We start from the raw sequence: 25,838 nt of genomic DNA on the forward strand, positions 1-25,838 counted from the left end.
AGGCAAGGAGACGGTATGGGCGACACACATCTGCCCTCTACCGAGTTCGACGGAACCGACATGGATGACCAGCGCGAGGCGGCGGCCGAAGCCCAGCTCGGCGACCCGGCCAGGCCGATGGTGCAGCTGCTGGCCCCCGACGGGACGCTGGGCACCGACCCGGTCTTCTCGGAATACGCGGCGCGGCTGGAGCCGGAAATGCTGCGCGGCTTCTATGCCGACATGGCTAAGATCCGCCGCTTCGACGTCGAGGCCACGGCTCTGCAACGGCAGGGGCAGCTTGCGCTGTGGGTCCCGCTGACCGGCCAGGAAGCCGCGCAGATCGGCTCCGGCCGGGCCAGCCAGCCGCAGGACTACATCTTCCCCACCTACCGCGAGCACGGTGTGGCGCTGACCCGCAACGTGGACCTCGCGGAGCTCCTGCGCCAGTTCCGCGGCGTTTCCAACGGCGGCTGGAACCCCAAGGACACCAACTTCCACCTCTACACGCTGGTCCTCGCGGCGCAGACCCCGCACGCCGTCGGCTACGCGATGGGCATCCAGCGGGACCAGAAGCTCGCGGCCGCCGCTGCGGCCGCTGCCGCTACCCCGGATGACGCCGCGGGCCAGGCTCCGGAGCCCAAGGCCGCGGTCGTGGTGTACTTCGGGGACGGCGCCAGTTCCGAAGGCGACGTCCACGAATCCATGGTGTTCGCCTCCTCCTACAATGCGCCCGTCGTGTTCTTCTGCCAGAACAACCATTGGGCCATCTCCGTGCCCAGCTCGGTGCAGACCCGCATCCCGCTGGCCAACCGCGCCAAGGGCTATGGCTTCCCCGGTATCCGGGTGGACGGCAATGACGTGATCGCCGTCCACGCCGTCACCGAATGGGCGCTGGAGCATGCCCGCGAGGGCAACGGCCCCGTGCTGATCGAGGCCTTCACCTACCGCGTCGGCGCCCACACCACGGCGGATGACCCCACCAAGTACCGGGAATCCGCCGAGGAGGCCCGGTGGCGGGCCAAGGATCCGCTGGACCGGCTGGAGAAGTATCTCCGCGCCGGAGGCCTGGCGGACGACGCCTTCTTTGAGCAGGTCAAGGCCGACGGCGACGAACTCGCCGCCTACGTCCGCAAGACCACCCACGACCTGGAAACCCCGGACATCCGGACCGCGTTCGCCAACGCCTATGTGGAGGCGCACCCGCTGGTGGCCGAGGAACTGGCCTGGTTCGAGGAGTACAGCGCGGGGTTCGCCGACCACGCGGAACCCGCCCCGGCGGAACCCGCCCAGGCAGAGACAGGGGCGGCCCACTGATGACCACCATGACCATAGCCAAGGCCATCAACGAGGGCCTCCGCGCGACGCTGGGGAATAACCCCCGGGCCCTGCTCATGGGCGAGGACATCGGAGCCCTGGGCGGCGTCTACCGGGTTACCGACGGACTCATCGCCGAGTTCGGCGCGGACCGCGTGGTAGACACCCCGCTCGCGGAATCCGGCATCATCGGCACCGCGATCGGCCTGGCCCTGCGCGGCTACCTGCCCGTCTGCGAGATCCAGTTCGACGGCTTCGTCTTCCCCGGGTTCAACCAGATCACCACGCAGCTGGCCAAGATGCACTCGCGCAGCAACGGCAACCTGACCGTGCCGGTGGTCATCCGGATCCCCTACGGCGGCGGCATCGGCTCGATCGAGCACCACTCGGAGTCGCCGGAGGCGCTGTTCGCCCATACGGCAGGCCTGCGCATCATCACCCCGTCCAACCCGCACGATGCCTACTGGATGATCCAGCAGGCCGTCGACTGCCAGGACCCCGTGATCGTCTTCGAACCCAAGCGCCGCTACTGGCTCAAGGGCGACGTGGACACCCAATCCCCCGGAGGGTCCGCGGACCCCTTCAAGGCGCACGTGCTGCGCGAGGGAAGGGATGCCACCGTGGTGGTCTACGGTCCGCTGGTGCCGGTGGCCCTCGCCGCGGCCAACGCCGCCGCCGAGGACGGCCGCAGCGTCGAGGTGATCGACCTGCGCTCCATCTCGCCGATCGACTTCGACACCGTCACGGCCTCCGTCAAGAAGACCGGCCGGCTGATCGTGGCCCACGAGGCCCCCACCTTCGGCGGCATCGGCGGCGAAATCGCGGCCCGGGTCAGCGAGCGGGCCTTCCACTCGCTCGAGGCGCCGGTCATCCGCGTGGGCGGGTTCCACATGCCCTACCCCGTGGCCAAGGTGGAGGAAGACTACCTGCCGGACATCGACCGCATCCTTGAGGCACTCGAGCGTGCCCTTTCCTACTGATTCCTGCCGGCGCCCTTGCACTGAGACGCCTTCCCAAACCAAGGACAACATGACTCTCCACAAGTTCAACCTCCCCGACGTGGGCGAAGGGCTGACCGAGGCCGAAATCGTCTCCTGGAAGGTCAAGGCCGGCGACACCGTGGCCGTCAATGACGTCATCTGCGAGATCGAGACCGCCAAGTCCCTCGTCGAGCTGCCCTCGCCGTTCGCCGGCACCGTGACCGAACTGCTGGTCCAGGAGGGTGTAACGGTCGACGTCGGGACCCCCATCATCAGCGTGTCCGACGCCGCGGCCCCGGACGACACAGCCCCGGGAGCCGCGCCTGCCGCCGCAGCCCCGTCTGCTGCCGCTCCGGCGGCCCCCGCGGCTCCTGCCGCTAAGGCGCCTACCGTTGACGCGCCCCTGGTTGACGCGCCCATGTACGGGAAACTTGAAGAGGATGCGTCCGACGACGGCGGGTCAGCCGGGCGCCCGGCCGGCGGTCCGCTGGTAGGTTCCGGCCCCAAGGCCGACGCCGTAAAGCGCCGCCGCCGGGTTGCCGGCCCGGCGATCAAGCCGGCGGTTTCGACAAGCTCAGTCACCCCCGTCCCGGTGGCCGAGCCCGGAGCCGTGCCGGAACGCCCCGTCCCCGCTGCAGGCATCGACCAGCGGCCCACCCTCGGCGGCGCCATCACCGGCCTCGTGAGCAGGGTGCTGGCCAAGCCGCCGGTGCGCAAGATTGCACGCGACCTCGGCATCGACCTGTCCGATGTGGTCCCCACCGGCGCCGGCGGCGAAGTGACCCGCGAGGACCTGGTCAGCTACCAGGCCCAGCGAGACGCCGAGGTGGACAAGGCGGACACCTTCTGGGGCAAGACCGGCGCTCCGCAGGAACAGCGGATCGAACGGATCCCGGTCAAAGGCGTCCGCAAGGCCACCGCCAAGGCCATGGTCGAGTCGGCCTTCGCCGCCCCGCACGTCAGCATCTTCGTGGACGTCGACGCGAGCCGCACCATGGAATTCGTGAAGCGGCTCAAGGCCTCCCGGGACTTCGAGGGCATCAAGGTGTCGCCGCTGCTGATCCTGGCCAAAGCCGTCATCTGGGCCGCGGCCCGCAACCCCAGCGTTAACGCCACCTGGGTGGACAACCCGGACGGCAGCGATTCCGCGGAGATCCATGTCAAGCACTTCATGAACCTCGGCATCGCCGCTGCCACGCCCCGCGGCCTGATGGTGCCGAACATCAAGAACGCCCAGGACCTCTCGCTCAAGGAGCTCGCCCTGGCCCTGAACGAGCTGGCCACCACAGCACGCGCCGGCAAGACCCAGCCCGCCCAGATGCAGGGCGGAACCCTCACCGTCACCAACATCGGCGCGCTGGGGATCGACACCGGCACGCCGATCATCAACCCCGGCGAGGTGGCCATCGTTGCCTTCGGCACCATCAAGCAGAAGCCCTGGGTGCTCGACGGCGAAGTCATTCCGCGCTGGATCACCACCCTGGGTGGCTCCTTCGACCACCGCGTGGTGGACGGGGACCTCTCGGCCCGCTTCATGGCCGACGTCGCGTCCATCCTGGAAGAACCCGCCCTGCTGCTGGACTGACGTTGGCAGGACTCGGGCGCGGAGCGACGCTCCCGCCCGGTTGCTTCGGATCCCGCTCGTGGTTTCCCGCGGAATTCCGCCCCGCGCCGGGGCTGCGTGAGGCTCCCGGGGCGGGCAACCGGGACGGAGCGTAGGCCCAGCCCGCCGGACGGCATTAGAGTGGCACCAGCCGCCGCCGGCCCGGCGGACGCGGATCAAAGGAGATGTTGCGTGTTTTCGAGCCCGTTCCCCGACGTCGATATTCCCAATGTCAGCCTTTACGACTACCTCTTTGGCGGCCTGCAGGAGGAGGACCTGGACCGGATCGCCGTCGTGGACGGCACGAGCGGCGCGGAAACCACGTACCGCACGCTGCTGGGGCAGATCGATGCCGTGGCCGGGGCCGTCGCGGCCCGGGGGCTCGGCGTCCATGGCGTGGCGGCACTTCTGTGCCCCAATGTCCCGGCCTTCGCGGCCGTGTTCCATGGCCTGCTGCGGGCCGGCGCTACGGTGACCACGGTCAACTCGCTTTACACGGCGGATGAGATCGCCCTGCAGCTCGCCGATGCCGGGGCGCAGTGGCTATTCACCGTATCGGCATTGCTGCCCGCCGCCCGGGAGGCCGCCGCCCGGGCCGGGATCCCCGCCGAGCGGCTCGTGGTGCTCGACGGCGCCGAGGGCCACCCCTCGCTGCGGGACCTGCTCAGCGCGGGCGCACCGCCCCCCGAGGTCGGCTTTGATCCCGCCACGCACGTGGCCGTGCTGCCTTATTCCTCCGGGACCACCGGCCGGCCCAAAGGCGTGATGCTCAGCCACCGGAACCTCGTCGCGAACGCGGAGCAGTCGCGCGGCCTGCTGAAGGTCGCCCCCGAAGACCGGCTGCTGGCACTGCTGCCCTTCTTCCACATCTACGGATTGACCGTGCTGCTGAACCTGGCGCTGCGGCAGCGCGCCTGCCTGGTCACGATGCCCAGGTTCGAGCTGTCCGAGTTCCTGCGGGTCATCCAGGACCACAAGTGCAGCTACCTCTTCATCGCGCCGCCCGTGGCCGTCGCGCTGTCCAAGCACCCGCTCGTCGCCGACTACGACCTAAGCTCCGTGCACACCACCCTGTCCGGCGCGGCCCCGCTCGACGGCGAGCTCGGCGCCAGCCTTGCCCGGCGCCTGGGCTGCCGGGTGCTGCAGGGCTACGGCATGACCGAGATGAGCCCCGTCTCGCACCTGATCCCGGTGGACGCCGGGGACGTGCCGGTCAGCTCGGTGGGCTACACAATCCCGAACATGGACTGCCGCCTCGTGGACCCGGCCACGGGGGAGGAGATCGAGGTCCCCGCCGAGGGAGCCAGCGCCCCGGGTCACCTGCTGTGCCGGGGGCCCAACGTGATGCTCGGCTACCTCAACCGGCCCGAGGAAACGGTGGACACGCTCGACGCCGACGGCTTCCTGCACACCGGTGACATCGCAACGGTGCGGGCCGACGGCGTCGTGACAATCGTGGACCGGCTCAAGGAGCTCATCAAGTACAAGGGCTACCAGATCGCCCCCGCGGAGCTTGAAGCGCTGCTGCTCACGAACCCCGGCATCGCCGATGCCGCGGTGATCGGGACCATCGACGCCGACGGCCAGGAAGTGCCGATGGCCTTTGTGGTGCGCCAGCCCGGAGACGACGGCGAGCGGCTCGACGAGGCCGCCGTGATGGACTTCGTGGCGGCCAAAGTGGCGCCGTTCAAGAAGATCCGCCGGGTGGAATTCATCGATGCCGTGCCGAAATCCCCCTCGGGCAAGATCCTGCGCCGGATGTTGAAGACGGCCGAGCCGTCGGTTACCGGGAAGGCCTGACGGCTCCTGACGCTACGCTGTCCAGTCGGCGCCTAATCGCCGGAGTCGGTCTTGGCGATGTAGACGTCGCAGGGGGCGTTGTGGGCCACGCTGTTCGCAACGCTGCCGAGCACCCTGCCGATCCCGCGCATCCGCCGGTTCCCGACCACGATCATCCGGGCACCGGAACGCTCGGCCTCCTTGATCAGGGCTTCGGCGGGCTTGCCCCGGGCCGCGGCATAGGTAACGTGGACCGCCGGCGTGCGGAGGCTGTCCGCGACGCTCCTCGCGACCCTTTCCGCCTCACCGGCATCGGAGACAATCCACTTGTCACTGCCGCTGCCGAAGACTTCGGTCCTGTCGCTGTCGAAGGCGCTGACCACGTGGAGGGTAGCGCCGAGGGTGGCGGCCAGATCCATTGCGGTCTGCGCCGCCTTCAGCGCTGTTTCGCTGCCATCGACGCCGACAACAATAATTCCGGTCATGAAAATGCTCCTTGAGGTCAACGATCGTCATCGGCAATGCTTCGGTGATGCTTCAGGCTACAACGCTTCACCCTGCAACGCTGCGACGGCTTCCCGCAGGACCGGCGCCAGCCGGCGGACACCCTCGCGGATGGATTCCGGCGGAACGGCGCTGAAAGCCAGACGGATCTTGTTGGACGGTTCATCCGAATGCGTGAATGCCGCACCGGGAATGAACACCACGCCGGCGTCGATCGCCTTCGCCAGGAGGGGATAGGTGTCCACACCCTGGGGCATGGTCACCCAGACAAAGAATCCTCCCCCGGGACGGGTCCAGCTCAGGCCCTCGGGCATATATTCCTCGAGGGCCGCGAGCATCGCATCGCAGCGTTCCTTGTAAAGGCCGCGGTACGTTTCAATCTGGCCGCGCCAGTCGTAGTCCCGCAGGTAGGCGGAGACGAGCATCTGGTTCAGCGTCGGCGGGCAGAGAGTCACGGCCTCCGAGGCGAGGTAGTAGCGGCGCTGGAGATGGGCCGGCACCAGGGCCCAGCCGATCCGAAGCCCCGGGGCGAAGATCTTGGAGAAGGAGCCCATGTAAATGACGTCGTCCGGGTTGGCGGCGCGGAGGGGAGTCAACGGCTTGCCGTCGAAGCGGAGCAGGCCGTAGGGGTTGTCCTCCAGGACCAAGATATTCGCACTGCGGCATATGTCGACGACCTGCTGCCGCCGTTCCTGGGAGAGGGTGATGCCGGAGGGGTTGTTGAAGCTCGGGATCGTGTAGAGGAACTTGATGTTTTTACCGGCGGTCTGCAGCGCGGCGATCTTGGCCGCCAGCAGGTCCGGGATGATGCCATCCCCATCCATCGGGACCGTCGCCACCTCCACCTGGTAGGCCTCGAAGGTGTTCAGCGCGCCCACGTAGGTGGGGTCCTCGACCAGGACCACATCGCCCGGGTCGCAGAACACTTTGGCGGCGACGTCCTGGGCGGACTGCGACCCGGCTGTGATCACCACGTTTTCGGGCCTGGCGTCGAGGATCCCTTCGGCGGCCATGACCTCGCAGACCTGGGTCCGGAGTTCTGCCGTCCCCTGGCCGCTGCCGTACTGCAGGGCGGTCATTCCCTGTTCGGCGATGATCTTCGCCGCGGTCTGTCCCAGCCGCTCTAGCGGGAGCGACTGCAGGTACGGGCTCCCGCCGGCGAGCGAGACGAGTCCGGGCCGCATCGAGATGTCAAAGACATCGCGGACCGCTGACTGCTTGATGTTTGCTGCGCGCTCCGAGAAAAGCTCCTCGTGGCGGTGGGCGGACGTAGCCGCACGTTCGATTGCGTCAATTGCCTCGGCCGGAAGTACTTCTGCGGCGGCATCAAGTGTTTCGTGGGTCACAATTTCCAGAATACAACCCTTGTTGCCGCACAGGAAACGTTTGTTCACAAAATAGCCGCCGGACGCAAAACGCCCCCGCCAACCTGAGGCTGCCGGGGGCGTCGAACGATGAAGCGGGGGCCGCGGACTAGGCCGCGGAAACGGTGCGGGAGACTTCCAGCGCTGCGAAGACGCCCTTGATCTGCTCGACAACCTCGGCGTCGTCCTTCGGGTGGACCTCGGCGAAGCGCACCATCGAACCCGGCACTGCGAGCTTGACGTCCGCCAGGACCTGGGCGCCGGCGATGCCGACAGCCTTGCGGGCCTCATCCTGCGCCCACACGCCGCCGAACTGGCCGAAGGCGGTGCCGACGACGGCGGTCGGCTTGCCGCTGAGGGCGGCGGCACCGTAAGGGCGGGACAGCCAGTCGATGGCGTTCTTGAGCGAGGCGGGCACGGTGCCGTTGTGCTCCGGGGTGACCAGGAGCAGGGTGTCGGCGTCGTTGGCTGCGGCGCGCAGGGCGGCTGCCGCGGCGGGCACCTGGCCCTCGACGTCAATGTCCTCGTTGTAGAGCGGGATGTTGCCGAGGCTGTCGTGGATGAGGACCTCAACCTGCTCCGGCGCGTTCAGCTGGATGGCCTCGGCGAGCTTCTGGTTGGTGGAGCCGGCGCGGAGGCTGCCGACCAGGGTAAGAACAGTGTTCTTGGACATGTTAACTCCTGAGTATCGCGCCGCGGTGTTCCTGCGGCTGGCTGATCATGCGAGGCTTTGGGCCTTCACTGATGCTAAACGGACTGCGGTCCGGTTAATATTCCCGGGACTACAATGAGCGGTGTGAGCTTAATCCCACTGCGGCCCGGCGCCCGGCCCGGCACCGGGCCCGGCGCCCGGCCCGGCACCGGGCCCGACGCCCGGCCCGGCGCGGTTCCGCTCGGCGAATCCGAACGCAGCGACGCCGCGCGGAACCGCGAACTGTTGCTCCGTGCCGCCCGGGAGTTCATCGAGGAATGCGGAGTCGATGGCCTCACGATGGGCACGCTCGCGCAGCGTGCCGGCGTCGGCAAGGGCACCGTGTTCCGGCGCTTCGGCAGCCGCGCCGGGCTCATGATGACACTGCTCAGCGATGCTGAAGCCGGTTTCCAGGGCAGGTTCATGTTCGGCCCGCCGCCGCTGGGCCCCGGCGCACCACCGCTGGAACGGCTCGTCGCGTTCGGCGTCGAACGCATCGCCTGGGTGCTGGAATTCGGCGAACTGGCACGGGCCGCCGATGTCTCCGCCTACAACCGCTTTGACGTGCCGGCCGCCGTGCTCTGGCATCGGCATCTCGAAATGCTGCTGCGCGAAGCAGGCGTGACTGCGGACCCCTGGCTTATGGCCACTTCCTTGAGTGCAACCCTGGAGCCGGAGCGCCTCCTGCACGCCGTGCGGGTGCATGGGATAGCACCTGAGCGCCTTGCCGAGTCCTGGCGCGAGCTTGTTTCGCGCGTGGTCGGCAAGGCGTAAACTAGCCGGGATTCCCGGCACTGCCAGTCAATCCAGTGCCGGGAATGATTCATAACGATCTGGTGGTAGACCTGCGGTTCTGCCGTCAAAGCGAGCATGGCGGCCGTGTCCATGTGGTAGTTTCCTCTGGAATGTGACCCGCAACATAGTCCACCAGGACTATTGTCGGAAGGCGTGCGGGCGGCCAGACACCCGCTGGCCAAGATCCCTGATCGGCAGCGGAAACCCCCTGCTGAAGGGGGACTAGGAAGGACCAACGTCGTGAATCTTGTGAGGAATCCGGCGCGCAGGCAGGCCGTTGCAGGCAGCCCCGCAGCCTCCGGCCCCGCGCGGACAACGGCGATTCAGAACTAGAGGCGCCATGCTCCGATATCTCGCAAAACGCGCCGTCACGTACGTTTTCATGATCTTCCTGACCACCACGGCCGGGTACTTCCTGGCGGTCAGCACGCTGCAGCCGGCGCTGCTGGAACAGGAACGCATCCCGCGGCCCACTCCCGAGCAGGTGACCAATTCCTTCCGGCTCAAGGGCCTCGATCCGACGCTCAGCCCCTGGGAGCGCTACGTGGACTGGCTGACCGGGATCGTCACCCGCTGGGACTGGGGGCGCAGCCCCAACGGCGCCTTTATCAATGCCGAGTTCGGTGACCGGGTCTGGATCTCAACCCGGCTCTTCCTGGCCTCGATCATCCTGACCCTGATCATCGGCGTCGCCCTGGGGGTCTATACCGCGGCACGGCAGTACAAGTTCTCGGACCGCGTCATCACCTCGTACAGCTACCTTGTGTACATCGTGCCCGCGCCGATCGCTTACTTCCTGGTCCAGCTGGGCGCCATCAACGTTAACGAGACAGTGGGCGAACGGATATTTTTCGTCACCGGCATCTCCACCCCGGGGCTGGACGGGAACGGGTGGGTCCAGTTCCTGGACATGCTTGCCCACTACGCGGTGCCGACCTTCGCCATCACGATCGTCGGCTGGGGCACCTACCAGATAGCCCAGCGCCAGTACCTGCTGGACAACGTCAATGCGGACTTTGTCCGCACGGCCCGGGCCAAGGGCCTGACCCGCAACCAGGCCATCACCCGGCACGCCCTGCGGGTTTCCTTCATCCCCGTGGCCCAGAGCATCGCGTTCACCATCCCGGCCATCTTCGCCGGCGGTTTCTTCGCGGAAAAGATCTTCGCCTGGCACGGCGTCGGAGCCTGGTCCATCGACTCGATCGCCCTGCAGGACGTCAACGCCGCCACGGCCACCCTCGCGTACGGCTCCGTGATCTTCGCGATCGGCGCCATTCTGGCGGACTTTGCCACCACTCTTGTCGACCCGAGAGTGCGGGTGCAGTAACCATGACCAACCTGAACGCCATCGACCCGGTTGCCATCGCCAACGAAGCAAAAATCGAGAATGACGACGTCGTCATCGCGAAGTCCCGGATCATCCTGCGGCGCTTCCTGCGCAACAGGACCGCCGTCGCGGGCCTGGTCATGTTCGTGGCACTGACGCTCTTCTCCTTTGTCGGCGGCTTCTTCTCCGGCTGGGACAAGGAGACCATCGACCCCTTCAACATCGGCATGCCGCCGTCGGGGGAGCACCTGCTGGGCACTTCCCAGGCCGGGATCGACCTCTATGCCCTGACCGTGGAGGGCACCCGGATCTCGATCCTGATCGGTCTCACCGTCGGCCTCGTCTCGGTGCTGATCGCCGCCGTCTATGGCTGCACCATGGCCTACTTCGGCGGCAGGGTGGACAAGGTCATGCTGTTCGTCCTCGAAGCCCTGATCATGATGCCCGCCCTGCTCGTCGTGGCTGTGGCCACAAGCGGCGGCGGAATCGGCCTGCGGGAAAGGCTTCCCAGCTGGCTGCTGCTGATCGTGGTGCTGCTGGTCTTCAGCTGGATGGGCACCGCCCGCCTCATCCGCTCCCTCTCGATGTCCCTCATGCAGCGTGACTTCGTCAAGGCTGCCCAGTACATGGGCATCCCGCCGCGCCGCATCGTCTGGCGGCACCTCGTCCCCAACGTCGGTTCGCTGCTGGTCCTGGACATCACCCGCGGCGTGACCGGCGCCATCCTGGCGGAAGTCGCGTTCTCCTTCATCGGCATCGGCATCAAGGTCCCGGACGTCAGTCTGGGCGTACTGATCGGCCAGGCCACGTCCCAGGTGTCTACGTTCCCGTGGATGTTCTGGGTTCCGCTGGCCGTCATGTTCTTGCTGACCGGTTCCCTGGCCATGATGAACGACGGACTGCGCGACGCCTTCGATCCCAGCTCCAGCTCCGTTGGCCGCGCCAAGAAGAGCGTAAAGAAGAAAATCACATGAGCCGCGACATCACCGCCAACACCGAACCGGCCAACACCGAACCGGCCCACGCCCGCCCGGCCGACACCAAACTGAACCCCGCCGAACGGCTGCACGTGGCCGGACTGCATGCCCCTACGGATGCGGTGCTTTCCGTCCGCGACTTGAACGTCCGCTTCAACACGGAGAACGGTGTGGTGCACGCCGTCCGCGGCATTGACTTTGACCTGCTGCCCGGCAAGACGCTCGGGATCGTGGGCGAATCCGGCTCGGGCAAGTCGGTCACCGCGATGGCCGTCATGGGCCTGCTGCCCCCGACGGCGGAGATCACCGGCTCGGTCCGGCTCCAGGGCAAGGAACTGCTGGGACTCAGCGACAAGGCCATGTGCCAGTTCCGCGGCAAGGACATTGCCATGGTCTTCCAGGACCCGCTGTCCTCCCTGACCCCGGTCTACACGGTCGGCAACCAGATCATCGAGGCGCTCACGGTCCACAACCCCGCCATGAGCAAGCAGGCCAAGGAGGCCCGCGCCGTCGAACTGCTCGCCATGGTGGGCATCCCCAGCCCGAAGGACCGGCTGCGGGCCTTCCCGCACGAGTTCTCCGGCGGCATGCGCCAGCGCGTCATGATCGCCATCGCGATCGCCAACAACCCGCGCGTGCTCATCGCCGATGAACCGACGACGGCGCTCGACGTCACCATCCAGGCCCAGGTCCTCGAGGTGCTGCACACCGCGCAGGAGGAAACCGGCGCCGCCGTCGTAATGATCACGCACGACCTCGGCGTGGTCGCCGGCATGGCGGACGACATCATGGTGATGTACGCGGGCAAGCCGGTGGAGACCGGTACCGTGGACGACATCTACTACAACCCGCGGATGCCGTACACCATGGGCCTGCTGGGCGCGGTGCCCCGCGTGGACACGGCGGAGAAGTCCTCGCTGGTGCCGATCGAGGGCATCCCGCCAAACCTGGTCCACACTCCCACCGGGTGCTCCTTTGCGCCGCGGTGCCCCCTCGCCAGCGACGCCTGCCTGCAGGGCGAGCCGGAACTCTGGCCGGTCGGCGGAAGCGGCGAAATCGGCGCGATGGAGCACAAGGCCGCCTGCATCAAGACCGATTCCCTCGGCGCCGAAGCGGACGTCCATGAGATCTTCCGGGCCCCGGCCGTTCCGGTCTCGCGCTTCGACGCCATCCCCCGCGAAGAGCGCAAGGCGGTCCTGGAGCTCAGAGACGTCAAGAAGCACTTCCCGCTGATGAAGGGCGCCCTCATCAAGCGGCGGATCGGCACGGTCAAGGCCGTGGACGGGCTCAGCTTCGACATCCGCGAGGGCGAGTGCTTCTCGATCGTGGGCGAGTCCGGCTGCGGCAAGACCACCGCGCTGCTGGAAATCATGGAATTCCACCGGGACCAGGACGGCGAGGTGATCATCGGCGGACTCAGCAACAAGGCCGCCTCCGACGCCAGGACCAGGAGCGCCATGCGCAAGGAACTCCAGATGGTGTTCCAAGACCCCACCGGCGCCCTCGACCCGCGCTTCACCGTCTACGAAGCCCTGGCCGAGCCGCTGGAGAACGCCGGGATGACCAGGCAGGCCGTCCGGAAGCGGATCATGGCGCTGATGGAGCTCGTGGGACTCCAGCCGGACCACGTCAACCGCTTCCCCAACCAGTTCTCCGGCGGCCAGCGCCAGCGCATCGGCATAGCCCGCGCCCTGGCCGTGAACCCCAGGCTGGTGGTGCTGGACGAACCGGTGTCCGCCCTGGACGTGTCGGTGCAGGCCGGCGTGATCAACCTCCTGGACCAGCTCCGCGCCGAGCTCGGGCTGAGCTACCTGATGGTGGCCCACGACCTGTCCGTGGTGCGCCACATCTCCAACCGCGTGGCCGTGATGTACCTGGGCAAGATCGTGGAGATCGGGGATGTGGACAGGGTCTTCGACAACCCGCGCCACCCGTACACGCGGGCACTGCTCTCGGCGATCCCGGTCCCGGACCCGCAGCTGGAGCGCACCCGCGAACGCATCATCCTGCGGGGTGACCTGCCGTCGCCGCTGGATGCGCCCAGGGGCTGCAACTTCGCCTCCCGCTGCCCGGTATTTGCCGCGCTGCCTCCCGCGAAGCAGGAGAAGTGCCTGACCATCGAGCCGCAGCTGGAAACGGCAGCGGCGTCTTTGGTCACCGGCCGACCGGCCTCCACCGGCCGCAGGGCGGCACCGGCAGCCCCCCCAGACCAGCAATTCGCCTGCTTCTACCCGGACGGCGAACTGGACGCGGACATGCTTGTTGTCCACGAAACCACCTGAGCCACCGGACCATGTACGCATCACAACTTGCACCAAAAATGACTCGCACCAAAATTGAAGGGAACACCATGAAGAAACTGACCAAGATCGGCAGAGTTACCGCCGTCGTGGCAGCTCTCGCACTGACCGCTTGCGGCAGCGGGGGCGGCGGCGCCACGGGCCCGGAGTCCGGCAAGGGCCAGGACGCCGGAAGCGATCTGGCCAAGCTCATCAGCATCAACGCGAAGGATGCCAAGGACCTGCAGCAGGGCGGCACCGTCACCCTGCCGCTGGGCGACATCGGGCCGGACTTCAACGGGTTCTCCAACAACGGCAACAGCGCGGACAACACCGCGTTGCACGGCCCGATGGACCAAGCCGGCTGCTGGAACTACGACTTCGACGGCACCGCGTCCGTGGACAAGGACTTCTGCGAAGACTTCAAGAGCGAGGTCAAGGACGGCAAGCAGACCATCACCATCAAGGTGAATGACAAGGCCACCTACAACGACGGCACGCCGATCGACGTCAAGACCTTCCAGAACACCTGGAACATGCTCAAGGGCGAAAACAAGGACATCGACATCGTCAGCTCCGGCGCCTACGAGTTCGTGGACTCCGTCAAGGCAGGGGCGAACGACAAGGAAGTCATCGTCACCACCACCCAGCCGGTCTACCCGCTGGACTCGCTCTTCACCGGCTTCGTGCACCCGAAGGTGAACACCCCGGAGATCTTCAACACCGGCTTCGTCGGCGAGTTGCACCCGGAGTGGATGGCCGGCCCGTTCAAGCTGGATCAGTACGACAGCGCCGCCAAGACGGTCACCCTGGCCCAGAACGAGAAGTGGTGGGGGACCAAGCCGGTCCTGGACAAGGTCATCTTCCGCCAGCTCGAGACCAGCGCCCAGATCGCCGCTTTTAAGAATGGCGAAATCGACGGTGTCTCCGCCAACTCCATCACCCCGTACAAGCAGCTCGAGGGCACCAAGAACTCCGAGGTCCGCCGCGGCCAGCGCCTCTTCGCCGGCGGCGTGAACATCAACGCCCAGAAGGCTCCGCTGACCGACGTCGCGATCCGCAAGGCGATCTTTACGGCCATGGACCGCGAAGCGCTGCGCAAGATCCGCTTCAACGGCCTGAACTGGGACGAAACAAGCCCCGGATCGATGATGCTGCTGCCGTTCTCCAAGTACTACCAGGACAACTACCCCGTGAAGGACACCGGGCCCGACGCCGCCAAGAGAGTCCTGACCGACGCCGGCTACAAGCCCAACGCAGCAGGCATTATGGAGAAGGACGGCGTTCCCGCCGCTTTCAAGATCAGCAACTTCGGCGACGACCCGACCATTCTGGCGTTCACCCAGACCCTGCAGAAGCAGCTCCAGGCCGGCGGCATGGACGTCGGAATCGACCAGCGCGCCAACGCCGACTTCGGCAAGATCATGGGTAGCCGCGACTTCTTCCTGAGCACATCCGGCTACACGGTGGGCGCTGACGCGACGGAGACCGTCAAGCAGTTCTACGATTCCACCACGAACCAGAACAAGCTGGGCGACGCCGAGCTGGACGCCGATATCAAGAAGCTCTCCTCCATTGCCGACAACGCCGAGCGCAACAAGGCAGCGATGGAAGTTGAAAGGAAGCACATGGCGAAGTACTTCTCCCTGGGCCCCGTGACGAACGGTCCGCAGATCTCCTTCGTCCGCACCGGCCTGGCCAACTACGGCCCGTCCCTGTTCAAGAGCCTGTCCCAGGTTCCGGACTGGACCACCCTCGGCTGGGAAAAGAAGTAACGCTCCCGTTTGATCCGACGCTCCCTCACCTTTCGCAGCTTTTTCAGTGACGCTCCCTCACCTTTCGCAGGTTTTTGAGGGACGCTTCCGCAGCGAGTGAGGGAGCGTCCGGTCAATTGCCGCGGTACGTGAGGGAGCGTCCGGGGGTAGCGTGTGAGCCATGACAACAGATCCTTCCCGGACCATCCGTGTGGCCGTCGCCGGCTTCGGCCTCTCCGGCAGCGTCTTCCACGCGCCGCTGATCGCGGCCGTCCCCGCCTTCTCCCTCGACGTCATCTCCACCTCCGACGCCGGCCGGAAGTCCGCGGCATCGGCCAGCTACCCCGGGGCCAGGATCGTGGACACCCCGGCGGCGATCCTCGAGCTTGCCGGGGACCTGGACCTCCTGGTGCTGGGGACACCGCCGGCCACGCACTACCCGCTCGCGAAGGCCGCGCTGGAAGCCGGACTCGACGTCGTCGTGGATAAACCCTTCACGGTGCGCAGCGCCGAGGGCGAGGAACTCATCCAGCTCGCAGCGAGGCTGGGCCGGGTCCTCACGGTTTTCCAGAACCGGCGCTGGGACGGTGACTACCTGACCGTCCGCGGCCTGGTGGACAGCGGCGTGCTCGGCGCCGTGACCCGGTTTGAATCGCGCTTTGAACGCTGGTCGCCCGCGGTCGCCAAGGCCTGGAAGGCGGCCGCCACGGCGGACGACGGCGGCGGGGTCCTGTTCGATCTCGGCACCCACCTGCTGGACCAGGCCCTCGAGCTTTTCGGCCCCGCCACGGTGGTCCACGCGGACCTGGCCGCCCGGCGGCCGGGGGAGAGGGCCGACGACGACGTGTTCCTGGTTCTGCGGCATGATTCCGGCGTCACCAGCCACCTGTGGATGAACATGCTCTGCGCCCAGCAGGGGCCGCGCTACCGGCTGCTCGGCAGCGAGGGCGGCTACACCAAGCACGGCGTGGACCCGCAGGAGCCTTTCATCGTGGCCGGCGGCAGCCCGCTGGATCCGGACTACGGCGTCGAGGACCGTGACTGGGCCGGAATGCTGGGCCGGGACGGCCACCTGGACCGGCTGCCCACCGCGCGTGGCGCCTACCCGGAGTTCTACCGGCTCCTGGCGGAAAAGATCAACGACGGCGGCGCCGCCTCCGCGCTGCCCGTCCCCGTGGATCCCGCCGGCCCGGTCGAAGTCCTGCGGCTGATCGAACAGGCCCGGGCGCTGGCTTAAAAAGCAATCGACTGCTCCGCAACCGCCGTTCTGAGCCTTCAGAAGGGCGGTTACGGAGCAGCCGATGCTGACTCCGGCAGGGGTTACGCGGAGACCAGCATGTGCCAGTCGGTCACGAGGGGCAGGTCGTGCGCCTCGGAGACCGAGCGGTGGGCCACCTTGCCGCCGGCGATGTTCAGGCCGGCGGCCAGGGCGGGGTCGCGCTCGAATGCGGCCTTGACGCCCAGGTTGGCCAGCGACACGGCGTAGCGCAGGGTGACGTTGGTCAGGGCGTAGGTGGACGTGTTCGGCACGGCGCCGGGCATGTTGGCGACGCAGTAGAAGATCGTGTTGTGGACCTTGTACGTGGGTTCCTGGTGTGTGGTGGGGTGGGTGTCCTCGAAGCAGCCGCCCTGGTCCACCGCGATGTCCACCAGCACGGAGCCGGGCTTCATCCGGGAGACGAGTTCGTTGGTGACGAGCTTGGGGGCCTTGGCGCCCGGGATCAGCACGGAGCCGATCACGAGGTCGGCGTCGACCACGGACTTCTCGATCTCGTAGGCGTTGGAGGCGACCGTCTTCAGGCGGCCCTGGTACTGGGCATCGAGTTCGCGCAGGCGGTTGATGTTGATGTCCAGGATGGTGACGTCGGCGCCGAGTCCCAGCGCCATCGCGGCGGCGTTGGTGCCGGCCACGCCGGCGCCCAGGACGACCACCTTGGCCGGGCGGACGCCGGGGACGCCGCCGAGCAGCACGCCCTTGCCGCCGGCCGGAGCCATCAGCGAGGTCGCGCCGACCTGGACGGACAGGCGGCCGGCCACCTCGGACATCGGGGCCAGCAGCGGCAGCGTGCGGCCCTCCTGGACGGTCTCGTAGGCGATGGCGGTGACGCCGGTGTTGATGAGTTCCTGCGTCAGTTCCGGCTCGGCGGCCAGGTGCAGGTAGGTGAAGAGGATCAGGCCCTTGCGGAAGCGGTGGTATTCGGCCTTGACCGGCTCCTTGACCTTCATGACCATGTCCGCGCGGGCCCAGACGTCGTCGGCTTCGGCGACGATTTCGGCGCCGGCGATGGCGTATTCCTCGTCCGTGATGCCCGAGCCCAGGCCTGCGCCGCGCTCCACCAGGACCGCGTGGCCGTGGGTGCGGAACTCGTGGACGCCGGCAGCGGTGATGGCGACGCGGAATTCGTTGTTCTTGATCTCTTTGGGGACACCGATGATCATTTTTTTGGCTCCAATGCTGGTGGCCTTGCAGGCCGGGATGTGCGGGGAAGTCGTACTTCCAGAATAAATCCCGCTGTGAGGCAGGCTACATGCGCGGATACGAGCCGTCGGGAGTTGCCCGCGGATTTCCGCGGATCTCGAAAGGCCGAGGTCGACATGTGTCGAAGCTGCGGGCGTCAGGTGTCGCCTGCTGTCCGCTCGCTGTGGCGTTCGCTCCAAGGGAGAACCGCGCAGTAGTCTGGCAGCATGCAGCAGCCGGACGTGGAACAGCTCGTGGAACAGGTGGCGCTCAGGCTGGGCCGCGGCCTCTCGCTCGAAGACCTCGACGGGCTCCTGCTCGCCTACAGCTCCAACCAATCGCACGCAGACCGGGTCCGGGTGAACTTCCTGCTCAGCAAGCGGGTGCCGGTGGACGTCAGCGCCTGGCAGCTTTCGCACGGGATCGCGACGGCGGTGCGGCCCGTCGTCGTGCCGGCGAACGAGGAGCTGGGCATGCTGGGCCGGGTCTGTGTGCCCCTGCTGGTGCGTGGATTCCGGGTGGGATACCTATGGGTCCAGCTGGACGCCGAAGAGCCCAATGCGACGTCGGTCCTCGCCCAGTTGCCGGAGGTGGCCCGCGAAGTGGAGCAGCTGTCCGCCCTGTTGCTGGATTCCAACACCGCCGAATCGGAGTTCCGCCGACACCGCGAGCAGGAGTTCCTGGCCGCCTGCCGGGGCGAGTCCAACGCCGTGGCTGCCGTGGCGGGCTGGAAGGAGGTGCAGGGGCGCGGGCCGTGGCAGCTGGTGACCGTGCTCGACGCCGACGGCTGGGCCGAGGCTTCGGACCCGATCGCCGCCACCCTGATCCACCGCTCCGCCGCGCTGCAGGCCACGATCGGTGTCGATGCGGCCCTGTTCAGTGCCGGCACTGAAACGCACGCCGTTGTCCTGTTCAGGGAATCCACCGGCCGGGCCGACCACGCCCAGGTCCTGGTCCACTACCAGCTGGAACTGGCCAAACGTTCCGGCCGTCCCGTCCGCCGGATCATCCTGGGCACTTCCGAGGGCTTCGCGAAACCGCGGGAACTGGCCGAGGCCTACCGGCAGTCCCGGCAGGCAGCGCAGGCCGCGGCGGTGGACCCCCAGCTGGGCGAACTGGTCGACTCCCGCGCCACCGGCCCCTACCAGCTGCTGGCCTCGGCCGGCGGGGGCGCCGGGGCCTGGGCGGATTCCGGCTCGGTCTATTTCCGCATCCTCGAGGACCACGACCGGAACGGCGAACTGCTGCCCGTGCTTGAGCTCTTTTACGACAATGACGGCTCGGTCCAGGAAGTGGCCAACAAGCTGCACCTGCATCGGAGCAGCATCTACAACCGGCTGGGCCGGATCCGCCAGCTCCTGGGCGTGGATCCGCTCAAGGGGATGGTGCGCCTGGAACTCCATGCGGCGCTCAAGGCGCGGCGCTGGGCAGGGCGGCCCAGAATCTAGCCTGGGTGGTTCCGGCTTTCGGCCGGGCACGATGGCCCGTGAGGCCGGTGAGGTGAAACCTATGTGACGTGTGTTACTAAAGTGACTTGCGAAAGGGTAGGATTCCGGCATTATGCATCGTCAACCACCTTGTAGCTCGGACCCGGTCTTCGATGACGCGTGGGCCGGTGACGCCGCAATACTCAGCAACGGAGAAAGCGCAACAGCTGTCTCTGATCCGGGCACCGCACGCGGTGATGCTCTTGGCCTCCTGGTGCGAACTGTGGACGGGGTGGAAGGCCAATCTGATGAACGTGAAGCCCTCGATGCCTTGCAGCTCGCGGTGGCGGTCATCGGGTCGGACGGATTGATCCGCTCGACCAACCGGACCTGGGACACGGAGGAGCACCCCTTCAACTTAGCCGAGCATCCCAAGGTCGGCGATTCGTACCTTGACTTGTGTACCGACGCGGCGCCGCATGAGGAAGGGGGCGCATCGGTATCCGATTCCTTGCGCCGGGTGCTGAGTGGGGCCGAGCTTAATACCGTCGTCAGATATTCCAGCGGAACCGGTGCGGAGGCGAGGAGGACTCGCACCAGGGTGCGCCGCAGTAGCGCCGAGGGGGTTCTGGTAACGCATTTCGACATCACTGAAAGTGTGCGCAACCAGGAGCAGCTCGCCTTTCAGGCCTCCTTGCTGGACGCTGTTGGGCAATCAGTCGTGGCGGTCAACCGCTTCGGGACTGTCACATACTGGAATGACGCCGCCGCGCGGATGCTCGGGTGGAGTTCAGCGGAGGCCGTCGGGGCGCACTTCCTTGACCTGTGTGTCATTGAGGACGCCGCCTATGCGGGCGCGATCACTGCATGTGTCAGCGCGGGCAAAAACTGGTCCGGGGAGCGCGATACCCAGCATCGGGACGGGCGCCGGATTTCCGTGTACTCGACGATTACCCCGCTTCGAAACGACGACGGTGAATCATCGCCATCATCGATGTCTCGACGGACATCTCCGAACTCCGCCGCACTGAAGCGGAGGTGCACCGGCTGTCTGCGTTGGTCGAATCCTCGAACGATGCGATTAACGGGGCCACGCTGGATGGCATCATCACCAGCTGGAACATCGGTGCGGAGCTCATGTACGGATACACCGCCGCGGAAGCAACCGGCCGCAGCGTGTCAATGCTCACGCCGCCGGACGCCGCTGGTGCCGACGTCGCGCTGCGGGACCGGTTGAGGACAGGGGAGCCCGTTATTGCACAGGAGGTGCCTGCGGTGCGCAAGGACGGCACCATCTTTGACGTCGCGCTGACCTTCTCTCCGGTCTACGACGCAGGCGGCACAATGATCGGATCCTGTGCGATTGCCAGGGACATTACCGAAGTCAGGAGGCTGCGTGCGGCGGCAGAACTGGACCGTGATCGGCTGATTGCAGCCCAGGAAATGGCCCATGTGGGGTCGGCCGAGATCAACATGGTCACGGGTCACCGCTGGTGGTCAGATGAGTACTTCCGCATCAACGGTCTGCCGCTGGATACCGTCCCGACCGAAGAGCTATGGCTTTCACTGATTCATCCCCAGGACCGCCAACGCGTAGAGCAACACTGGCGTCAACTCGAAAGCGGTGGTCCCCCAGTGGAGGTCATCCACCGGATCATCCGGCCCGACGGTGAACTCCGATGGGTGCACCTTCGGGCAACTGCCGAGCATGATGCGGACAACAAGGTGCTCAAGCTGGTTGAAACCGGCGTTGACATCACTGACCGCAAAGTAGCCGAAGAAGCGCTGGAAAGACTGGCCTATCAAGATCCACTTACCGGGCTGGCCAACCGCGCACGCCTGACTGAGCGTATTGATGAGGCACTGGGCGAAGTTGAGCGCTACGGTGGCCAGGTGGCCGTGCTGTTCCTCGACGTCGACCGCTTCAAACTCATCAACGACGCGATGGGACACGCGGCGGGGGACAGCCTCCTGGTGCAGTTGGCGGACCGTCTGCGCGGCACCGTTCGACCCGGCGATGTACTTGCCCGGTTCGCGGGCGACGAGTTCGTCATCGTGTGCTGCGACATCTCCGAGGAGGGTGCGCAGCAGTTGGGCAAGCGCATCCAGCGAAGCATGCAAGCGCCATTCACCCTCTTGGGGCGGGAGGTGTTCGCTAATGTCAGCGTCGGAATTTCACTGTCCAGGGTGGGGGACGCCGCGGAGTCGCTGCTGCATAATGCGGATGCTGCGATGTACCGGTCCAAAGAGGGCCTGCTCAGCGCACCGGTGGTCTTCGATGAGGCGATGCACCAGCGAGCCCAGATGCGGCTCAATGTGGAGTCGCTGCTGCCGCGCGCTATTGAGCGGAACGAGCTGCGGGTGTTCTACCAACCCATTCTGGATGTGCAGAGCATGCGTCCTGTCGGTTTTGAGGCACTGGTGCGCTGGCAACATCCGGAGTACGGCCTGATATTACCCAACGACTTCATCCCGGTGGCTGAAGAAACCGGGCTCATCGTGCCGATTGGCGCCTGGGTTCTCGCCGAAGCAATCCAGCAGGCACAACACTGGCGGAGCAACATACCGGGGGCGCAGGATTGGCGTATTTCGGTCAATCTTTCGGCGCGGCAGCTGCAGGACCCTGGATTGCTGGCAACGGTGCGTGAGGCCATCGTCGCCGCCGGTATCGCCCCGAGCGCGGTTGAACTCGAGATTACTGAATCCGTGTTGATGCGGGATGCCGACCATTCACTGGCGACCCTTACTCGGCTTCGAGACCTGGGCGTGGGCCTGTCCATCGATGACTTCGGCACTGGGTACTCATCACTGGGGTACCTGCGGCGGTTTCCGGTGACCGCCCTCAAGATCGATCAATCCTTCATTGACGGATTGGGCGGCGGCGATGTGCACGCGGATTCAATCGTGGAAGCGATCACCGGCCTCGCACGTGCCCTGGATTTGGATGTCGTGGCCGAAGGCGTTGAAACAACGGAGCAGATGAGGCAGCTGTTCCGGCTTGATGCCACACCGGCGCAAGGTTACTTGTGGGCAAAACCCCTGCCGGCGGACGAGGTACCGGATTGGCTGGCCGGTCACCCTCGAACTGGCATGTAGGTTCGTTTGATCTTGGCCGCCAGTCTGACAATAAGTCAGACCCAAAGGAACCAACCACAGGCTAACTAGCCGCCATGACCGTCCTGCTTGGGGCGGTCGGCGTCGAACGGCAGCTCCGTGTCCGCGGCACCGGAGTCCGGCCGCGCCGCCCCCCGCGCTGTCCCCCGCGCTACCTCTCGCGCTGTCTTCCGCCGGTGGCGCGTGATCCTGCTGTCAATCCACATGGCGACTGCCACGAACGCGACACAGCTGGACATGAAGGTGGCCGTGTTGTTCAGCCCCATCGCGGTTCCGAGGATGCCGCTGAGCACCATGGCGGCTATGCCGGCCACGATGTGCCACCCTCTGAACTTACCCACGATTCAAGCGTAACCCCGGCCTTCTCCGCGTTTCCGCGCAGGGCCGTGATCGTTGCTTGATCCTTATCACGGCTTCACGAAGCATCCGGGGGACCGTCATGCTCGGGACCGGCGGCTCCGTCGGCAGTACTGTTCTTCTTCTGTGTTTCAAGCCAGGCCATGATGTCCGCCAGCCTGATCCGGCGGTGCGTGCCGCGGTATTCCACCGGGATCTCGCCCCGGTCCGTCATGTTCCGCAGGTACGTGTGCGAGATGCCGGCCAGCTCCGCCGCCTTCGAGGTGGTGAGCATTTCCTCGACGCTGCTGACCGTGACCGCCTCGCCCCGGCTGAACCGGCCCAGCAGATCGACGACGGCGTCCCGCGCCTCCGGCGGCAGCCGGTGCACGGTGCCGTCCACGAACACCGTGATGTCGTGGCTGCCGTTCAGGGCGTACTTGAGTTTCTGCGCGTCCTCGGCAGGAAGGCCGGCCGTCACCCGGGGAGCCATCAGTGCCATGGAGTGCATCCTAGCGCCCCGGGCGGAGGCTCACACCGCCTCCGGCTGACTGCGGTGCTACAGGCCCAGCTCCTCCAGTACCGGCAGCTTCGCCCGGACCCAGGCCCGCGCCTCGGTGGCGCTCGGCGCCGAGAGCGCCAGCGTGGCAAGCTCCTGCGCTTCGGCGAGGGTGACGGTCTTGAGCACGGCGGCCACGGCCGCGAGCGAACGCGCCGTCATGGACAGCGTGGAGACGCCGAGCCCGGTGAGGACGACGGCGAGGGCCGGGTCCGCCGCGGCCTCGCCGCAGACTCCCACCGGCTTGTGGTGGCCCTCCGCGGTGGAACCTTCGACTGTCAGGCTCACGAGCCGGAGCACGGCGGGCTGCCAGGGGGTGTTCAGGGCCGCGAGCGGACCGAGCTGGCGGTCCGCGGCCATGGCGTACTGGGTGAGGTCGTTGGTGCCCAGGCTGGCGAAGCCAACTTCCCGGAGGATGGCCTCGGCCGTGAGGGCAGCGGAGGGGACCTCCACCATGACGCCCGGGGTCTTGATCCCGGCCTCGGCGCACAGGGCGGCGAAACGGGCGGCCTCCTCCGCCGTCGAAATCATCGGCGCCATCACCCAGACGTCCGCCCCGGATTCCTGCTCGGCGCGGGCGATGGCCTGCAGCTGGCGCTCCAGCACGCCCGGCGTGGTGAAGTCGGTCCGGTAGCCGCGGACACCCAGGGCAGGGTTGGGCTCGGTGGCGTCGGTCAGGAAGGGCAGGGGCTTGTCCGCTCCGGCGTCGAGTGTCCGGAGCACCACCTTCTTGCCGGGGAAGGCATCGAAGACGCCCTTGTAGGCGGCGGCCTGCTCGTCCACGGTGGGCTCGGTGTCGCGTTCCAGGAAGCAGAACTCGGTCCGGAACAGGCCCACGCCCTGGGCATTCAGCTTGGCGGCGGCCACGGCGTCCTTGGCCCCGCCAACATTGGCGAGGAGCGGCACGAGGTGACCGTCCGCCGTCGCGCCCGTACCGTCAAAGTCCGCCAGCAGCGAGGCGGTGGCGGCCCAGTGTTCGGCGGCGGCGCGCTGGGATTCGTCCGGATCGACGGTGATGAGGCCGGCGGCGCCGTCGACGTAGACCTCCGTGCCGTCCGGGAGCTGGTCGACGCCGGCCGCCGCCACGACGGCGGGCAGGCCGAGCGAGCGGGCAATGATGGCGGTGTGGGACTGCGGACCGCCGCCGGCCGTGAGCAGCGCCAGGACCTTTTCCGGGTCCAGGGTGGCGGTGTCCGCGGGGGCCAGGTCCTCGGCGATGAGGATGAACGGGGAAGCTGAGGTGGGGATGCCCGGGGCGGGCACGCCGCGCAGTTCCGCCACGATCCGGGCGCGGACGTCCAGGACGTCGGTGGCGCGCTCGGCCATGTAGCCGCCCAGGTTGTGCAGCATTTCCGAGACCGAGGCGCCGGCCTCCCAGATGGCCCGCTGGCCGGAGGTGCCGCGGCCGATCAGCTTGGCGGCACTCTTCAACAGCATGGTGTCCGTGGCCATCAGTGCGGTGGCCTCCAGGACCGCTTTCCCGTCGCCGCTGACGGTCACGGACCGGGCCTTGAGCTCGTCGTGGACCGCCCTGGCCGCGGCCTTCAGCGCCGCCGTGGCCTCTTCCACCGTGACACCGGCCGGCAGTTGCTCGCCGGCCGGGGGTTCGCTGATCGGTTTGGGCATCTGCCGGATGGTGCCGATGATGCGGCCGGGGCTGACGCCTACGCCTGGGAAGTTCTGCACTGAAGGTCCTCATTCTCTGCCGTGGCCGGGGGCCGGTTCAGGTGCCGCCGCTGATCCGGCGAATCCTCCGCGCAAGCGGCTGACGGCTACGTCAACCCCGGGATCGCGGCACCTGAAAAAATTGTATGTGATGCACTTCATATAGCGTTGCTATAGGTGCTAGGGTAGCGGTTATGAGTTTCGATGGCCAGCTTCCCCCCAAAACACGGCTGCTTCGTGCAGCCGCCGAGCTGCTGGCCAACTCCGCCGGGGCGGCGGTCTCCACCCGCCAGATCACCAAGCTCGCGGGGGTGACGGCCCCCACCCTTTACCACCACTTCGGTGACAAGGAAGGGCTGTTCGATGCCGTCGTCGCGGCCGGTTTTGAAGAATACGTGGCGGACGAACGCGACTTCGCCCCGTCCGGACAGCCGCTGGAGGATATCCGGCGGATGTGGGACAAGCACGTGCAGTTCGGCCTCAAGCAGCCGGAACTGTACCTGGTCATGTTCGGCAATATCCGCCCTGGGAGCCGCCCGGTCATCGTCGCCGATGCCGAGGCGCTCATGGAGGAGCTGCTGAACAAGGCCGCCGTCGCCGGCCAACTCAACGTCCCGCCCCGGGAGGCGGCCAGGAGCATCCTGGCCGCCAACGTGGGCGTGACGCTCATGCTGATCGCGGAAAAGGCGCCAGAGCGGAACCTTGAACTCTCCGCCATGACCCGCGACGCCATGATCTTTGCGGTTTCCACGGAGCAGGCCCGGGACAACGGCGCTGAAGATTCCGGGAAATCCTCAGTGGTGGTGGCGGCCATCGCATTGAACGCAGCTCTCCAGTCGTCGCACTCGGACCAGCTCTCCAGCTCGGAACTCAAGCTGTTCCTCGAATGGCTCCACCGAATCTCCACCAGCTCCACCAGCTAGCTCGTCG

20 protein-coding genes and 1 pseudogene are annotated in these 25,838 nt (G+C 66.9%); 14 read left to right on the forward strand and 7 right to left on the reverse strand.

The window, feature by feature from the left end; genetic code table 11:
- Positions 1-15 precede the first annotated feature (15 nt).
- The 4 genes from ABIB26_RS02045 to ABIB26_RS02060 all read left to right on the forward strand — a co-directional run bounded on the left by ABIB26_RS02045 (position 16) and on the right by ABIB26_RS02060 (position 5,679).
- Complete coding sequence (locus ABIB26_RS02045) at positions 16-1,296, forward strand: thiamine pyrophosphate-dependent dehydrogenase E1 component subunit alpha (RefSeq protein WP_354239095.1); 1,281 nt, start codon at positions 16-18, stop codon at positions 1,294-1,296.
- Entirely contained in the window at positions 1,296-2,276 is a 981-nt protein-coding gene (locus ABIB26_RS02050) for an alpha-ketoacid dehydrogenase subunit beta (protein ID WP_354239097.1), read from the forward strand. The genes ABIB26_RS02045 and ABIB26_RS02050 overlap by 1 nt, the downstream gene beginning before the upstream one ends.
- A gap of 49 nt (positions 2,277-2,325) precedes the next feature.
- A complete protein-coding gene (locus ABIB26_RS02055) occupies positions 2,326-3,861 on the forward strand; it encodes a dihydrolipoamide acetyltransferase family protein (protein ID WP_354239099.1) in 1,536 nt (511 codons plus the stop codon).
- A gap of 210 nt (positions 3,862-4,071) precedes the next feature.
- On the forward strand, positions 4,072-5,679 hold the full coding sequence (locus tag ABIB26_RS02060) for an AMP-binding protein (protein WP_354239101.1): 1,608 nt from the start codon (positions 4,072-4,074) through the stop codon (positions 5,677-5,679).
- A 32-nt stretch (positions 5,680-5,711) separates the two neighbouring features.
- Here ABIB26_RS02060 and ABIB26_RS02065 read toward each other — a convergent pair whose 3' ends face one another.
- From ABIB26_RS02065 to ABIB26_RS02075, 3 genes are all read right to left on the reverse strand, one after another.
- A complete protein-coding gene (locus tag ABIB26_RS02065; protein WP_354239103.1) occupies positions 5,712-6,143 on the reverse strand; it encodes a universal stress protein in 432 nt (143 codons plus the stop codon).
- Positions 6,144-6,200: 57 nt separating this feature from the next.
- Positions 6,201-7,508 carry an aminotransferase-like domain-containing protein gene (locus ABIB26_RS02070; protein WP_354239104.1) on the reverse strand — a complete coding sequence of 436 codons (1,308 nt, stop codon included), beginning with the start codon at positions 7,506-7,508 and terminating at the stop codon, positions 6,201-6,203.
- A gap of 127 nt (positions 7,509-7,635) precedes the next feature.
- Positions 7,636-8,199 carry an NAD(P)H-dependent oxidoreductase gene (locus tag ABIB26_RS02075; RefSeq protein WP_354239106.1) on the reverse strand — a complete coding sequence of 188 codons (564 nt, stop codon included), beginning with the start codon at positions 8,197-8,199 and terminating at the stop codon, positions 7,636-7,638.
- Positions 8,200-8,322: 123 nt separating this feature from the next.
- On the opposite strand from ABIB26_RS02075, the gene ABIB26_RS02080 reads away from it, so the two are divergent.
- The 6 genes from ABIB26_RS02080 (at position 8,323) to ABIB26_RS02105 (ending at position 16,586) form a co-directional block, all read left to right on the forward strand.
- A complete protein-coding gene (locus tag ABIB26_RS02080) occupies positions 8,323-8,991 on the forward strand; it encodes a TetR/AcrR family transcriptional regulator (protein ID WP_354239108.1) in 669 nt (222 codons plus the stop codon).
- Positions 8,992-9,352: 361 nt separating this feature from the next.
- Positions 9,353-10,339 (forward strand): ABC transporter permease, encoded by a 987-nt coding sequence (locus tag ABIB26_RS02085; RefSeq protein WP_354239109.1) that lies wholly within the window; start codon positions 9,353-9,355, stop codon positions 10,337-10,339.
- 2 nt (positions 10,340-10,341) lie between these two features.
- Complete coding sequence (locus tag ABIB26_RS02090) at positions 10,342-11,313, forward strand: ABC transporter permease (RefSeq protein ID WP_354239110.1); 972 nt, start codon at positions 10,342-10,344, stop codon at positions 11,311-11,313.
- On the forward strand, positions 11,310-13,598 hold the full coding sequence (locus tag ABIB26_RS02095) for a dipeptide ABC transporter ATP-binding protein (RefSeq protein WP_354239111.1): 2,289 nt from the start codon (positions 11,310-11,312) through the stop codon (positions 13,596-13,598). The genes ABIB26_RS02090 and ABIB26_RS02095 overlap by 4 nt, the downstream gene beginning before the upstream one ends.
- A 68-nt stretch (positions 13,599-13,666) precedes the next feature.
- Positions 13,667-15,370 (forward strand): ABC transporter family substrate-binding protein, encoded by a 1,704-nt coding sequence (locus ABIB26_RS02100; protein WP_354239112.1) that lies wholly within the window; start codon positions 13,667-13,669, stop codon positions 15,368-15,370.
- 160 nt (positions 15,371-15,530) lie between these two features.
- Positions 15,531-16,586 carry a Gfo/Idh/MocA family protein gene (locus tag ABIB26_RS02105; RefSeq protein WP_354239113.1) on the forward strand — a complete coding sequence of 352 codons (1,056 nt, stop codon included), beginning with the start codon at positions 15,531-15,533 and terminating at the stop codon, positions 16,584-16,586.
- Positions 16,587-16,669: 83 nt separating this feature from the next.
- Here the strand turns inward: ABIB26_RS02105 and ald are convergent, their stop codons facing one another.
- Positions 16,670-17,788, reverse strand: coding sequence for an alanine dehydrogenase (gene ald, locus ABIB26_RS02110; RefSeq protein WP_354239114.1), 1,119 nt, complete (start codon positions 17,786-17,788; stop codon positions 16,670-16,672).
- A 246-nt stretch (positions 17,789-18,034) separates the two neighbouring features.
- Between ald and ABIB26_RS02115 the strand changes: the two genes are divergently transcribed.
- The 3 genes and pseudogenes from ABIB26_RS02115 to ABIB26_RS02125 all read left to right on the forward strand — a co-directional run bounded on the left by ABIB26_RS02115 (position 18,035) and on the right by ABIB26_RS02125 (position 22,330).
- A complete protein-coding gene (locus tag ABIB26_RS02115) occupies positions 18,035-19,255 on the forward strand; it encodes a PucR family transcriptional regulator (RefSeq protein ID WP_354239115.1) in 1,221 nt (406 codons plus the stop codon).
- A gap of 112 nt (positions 19,256-19,367) precedes the next feature.
- A pseudogene (locus ABIB26_RS02120) lies at positions 19,368-20,201 on the forward strand (PAS domain-containing protein); the annotation flags it as partial.
- A gap of 71 nt (positions 20,202-20,272) precedes the next feature.
- Positions 20,273-22,330: a putative bifunctional diguanylate cyclase/phosphodiesterase gene (locus ABIB26_RS02125; RefSeq protein ID WP_354239116.1), complete on the forward strand. Its 2,058-nt coding sequence runs from the start codon at positions 20,273-20,275 to the stop codon at positions 22,328-22,330.
- A 65-nt stretch (positions 22,331-22,395) separates the two neighbouring features.
- Here the strand turns inward: ABIB26_RS02125 and ABIB26_RS02130 are convergent, their stop codons facing one another.
- The 3 genes from ABIB26_RS02130 to ptsP form a co-directional block, all read right to left on the reverse strand.
- A complete protein-coding gene (locus ABIB26_RS02130) occupies positions 22,396-22,689 on the reverse strand; it encodes a hypothetical protein (RefSeq protein ID WP_354239117.1) in 294 nt (97 codons plus the stop codon).
- A gap of 74 nt (positions 22,690-22,763) precedes the next feature.
- Complete coding sequence (locus ABIB26_RS02135; RefSeq protein ID WP_354239119.1) at positions 22,764-23,186, reverse strand: helix-turn-helix domain-containing protein; 423 nt, start codon at positions 23,184-23,186, stop codon at positions 22,764-22,766.
- A 57-nt stretch (positions 23,187-23,243) separates the two neighbouring features.
- Positions 23,244-24,929, reverse strand: a complete 1,686-nt coding sequence (gene ptsP, locus ABIB26_RS02140) for a phosphoenolpyruvate--protein phosphotransferase (protein WP_354239121.1) — start codon at positions 24,927-24,929, stop codon at positions 23,244-23,246.
- A 173-nt stretch (positions 24,930-25,102) separates the two neighbouring features.
- Between ptsP and ABIB26_RS02145 the strand changes: the two genes are divergently transcribed.
- On the forward strand, positions 25,103-25,831 hold the full coding sequence (locus ABIB26_RS02145; protein WP_354239123.1) for a TetR/AcrR family transcriptional regulator: 729 nt from the start codon (positions 25,103-25,105) through the stop codon (positions 25,829-25,831).
- Positions 25,832-25,838: the final 7 nt, after the last annotated feature.

Source organism: Arthrobacter sp. UYEF20 (genome assembly GCF_040546335.1).
In the GTDB taxonomy this organism is placed as follows: domain Bacteria; phylum Actinomycetota; class Actinomycetes; order Actinomycetales; family Micrococcaceae; genus Arthrobacter.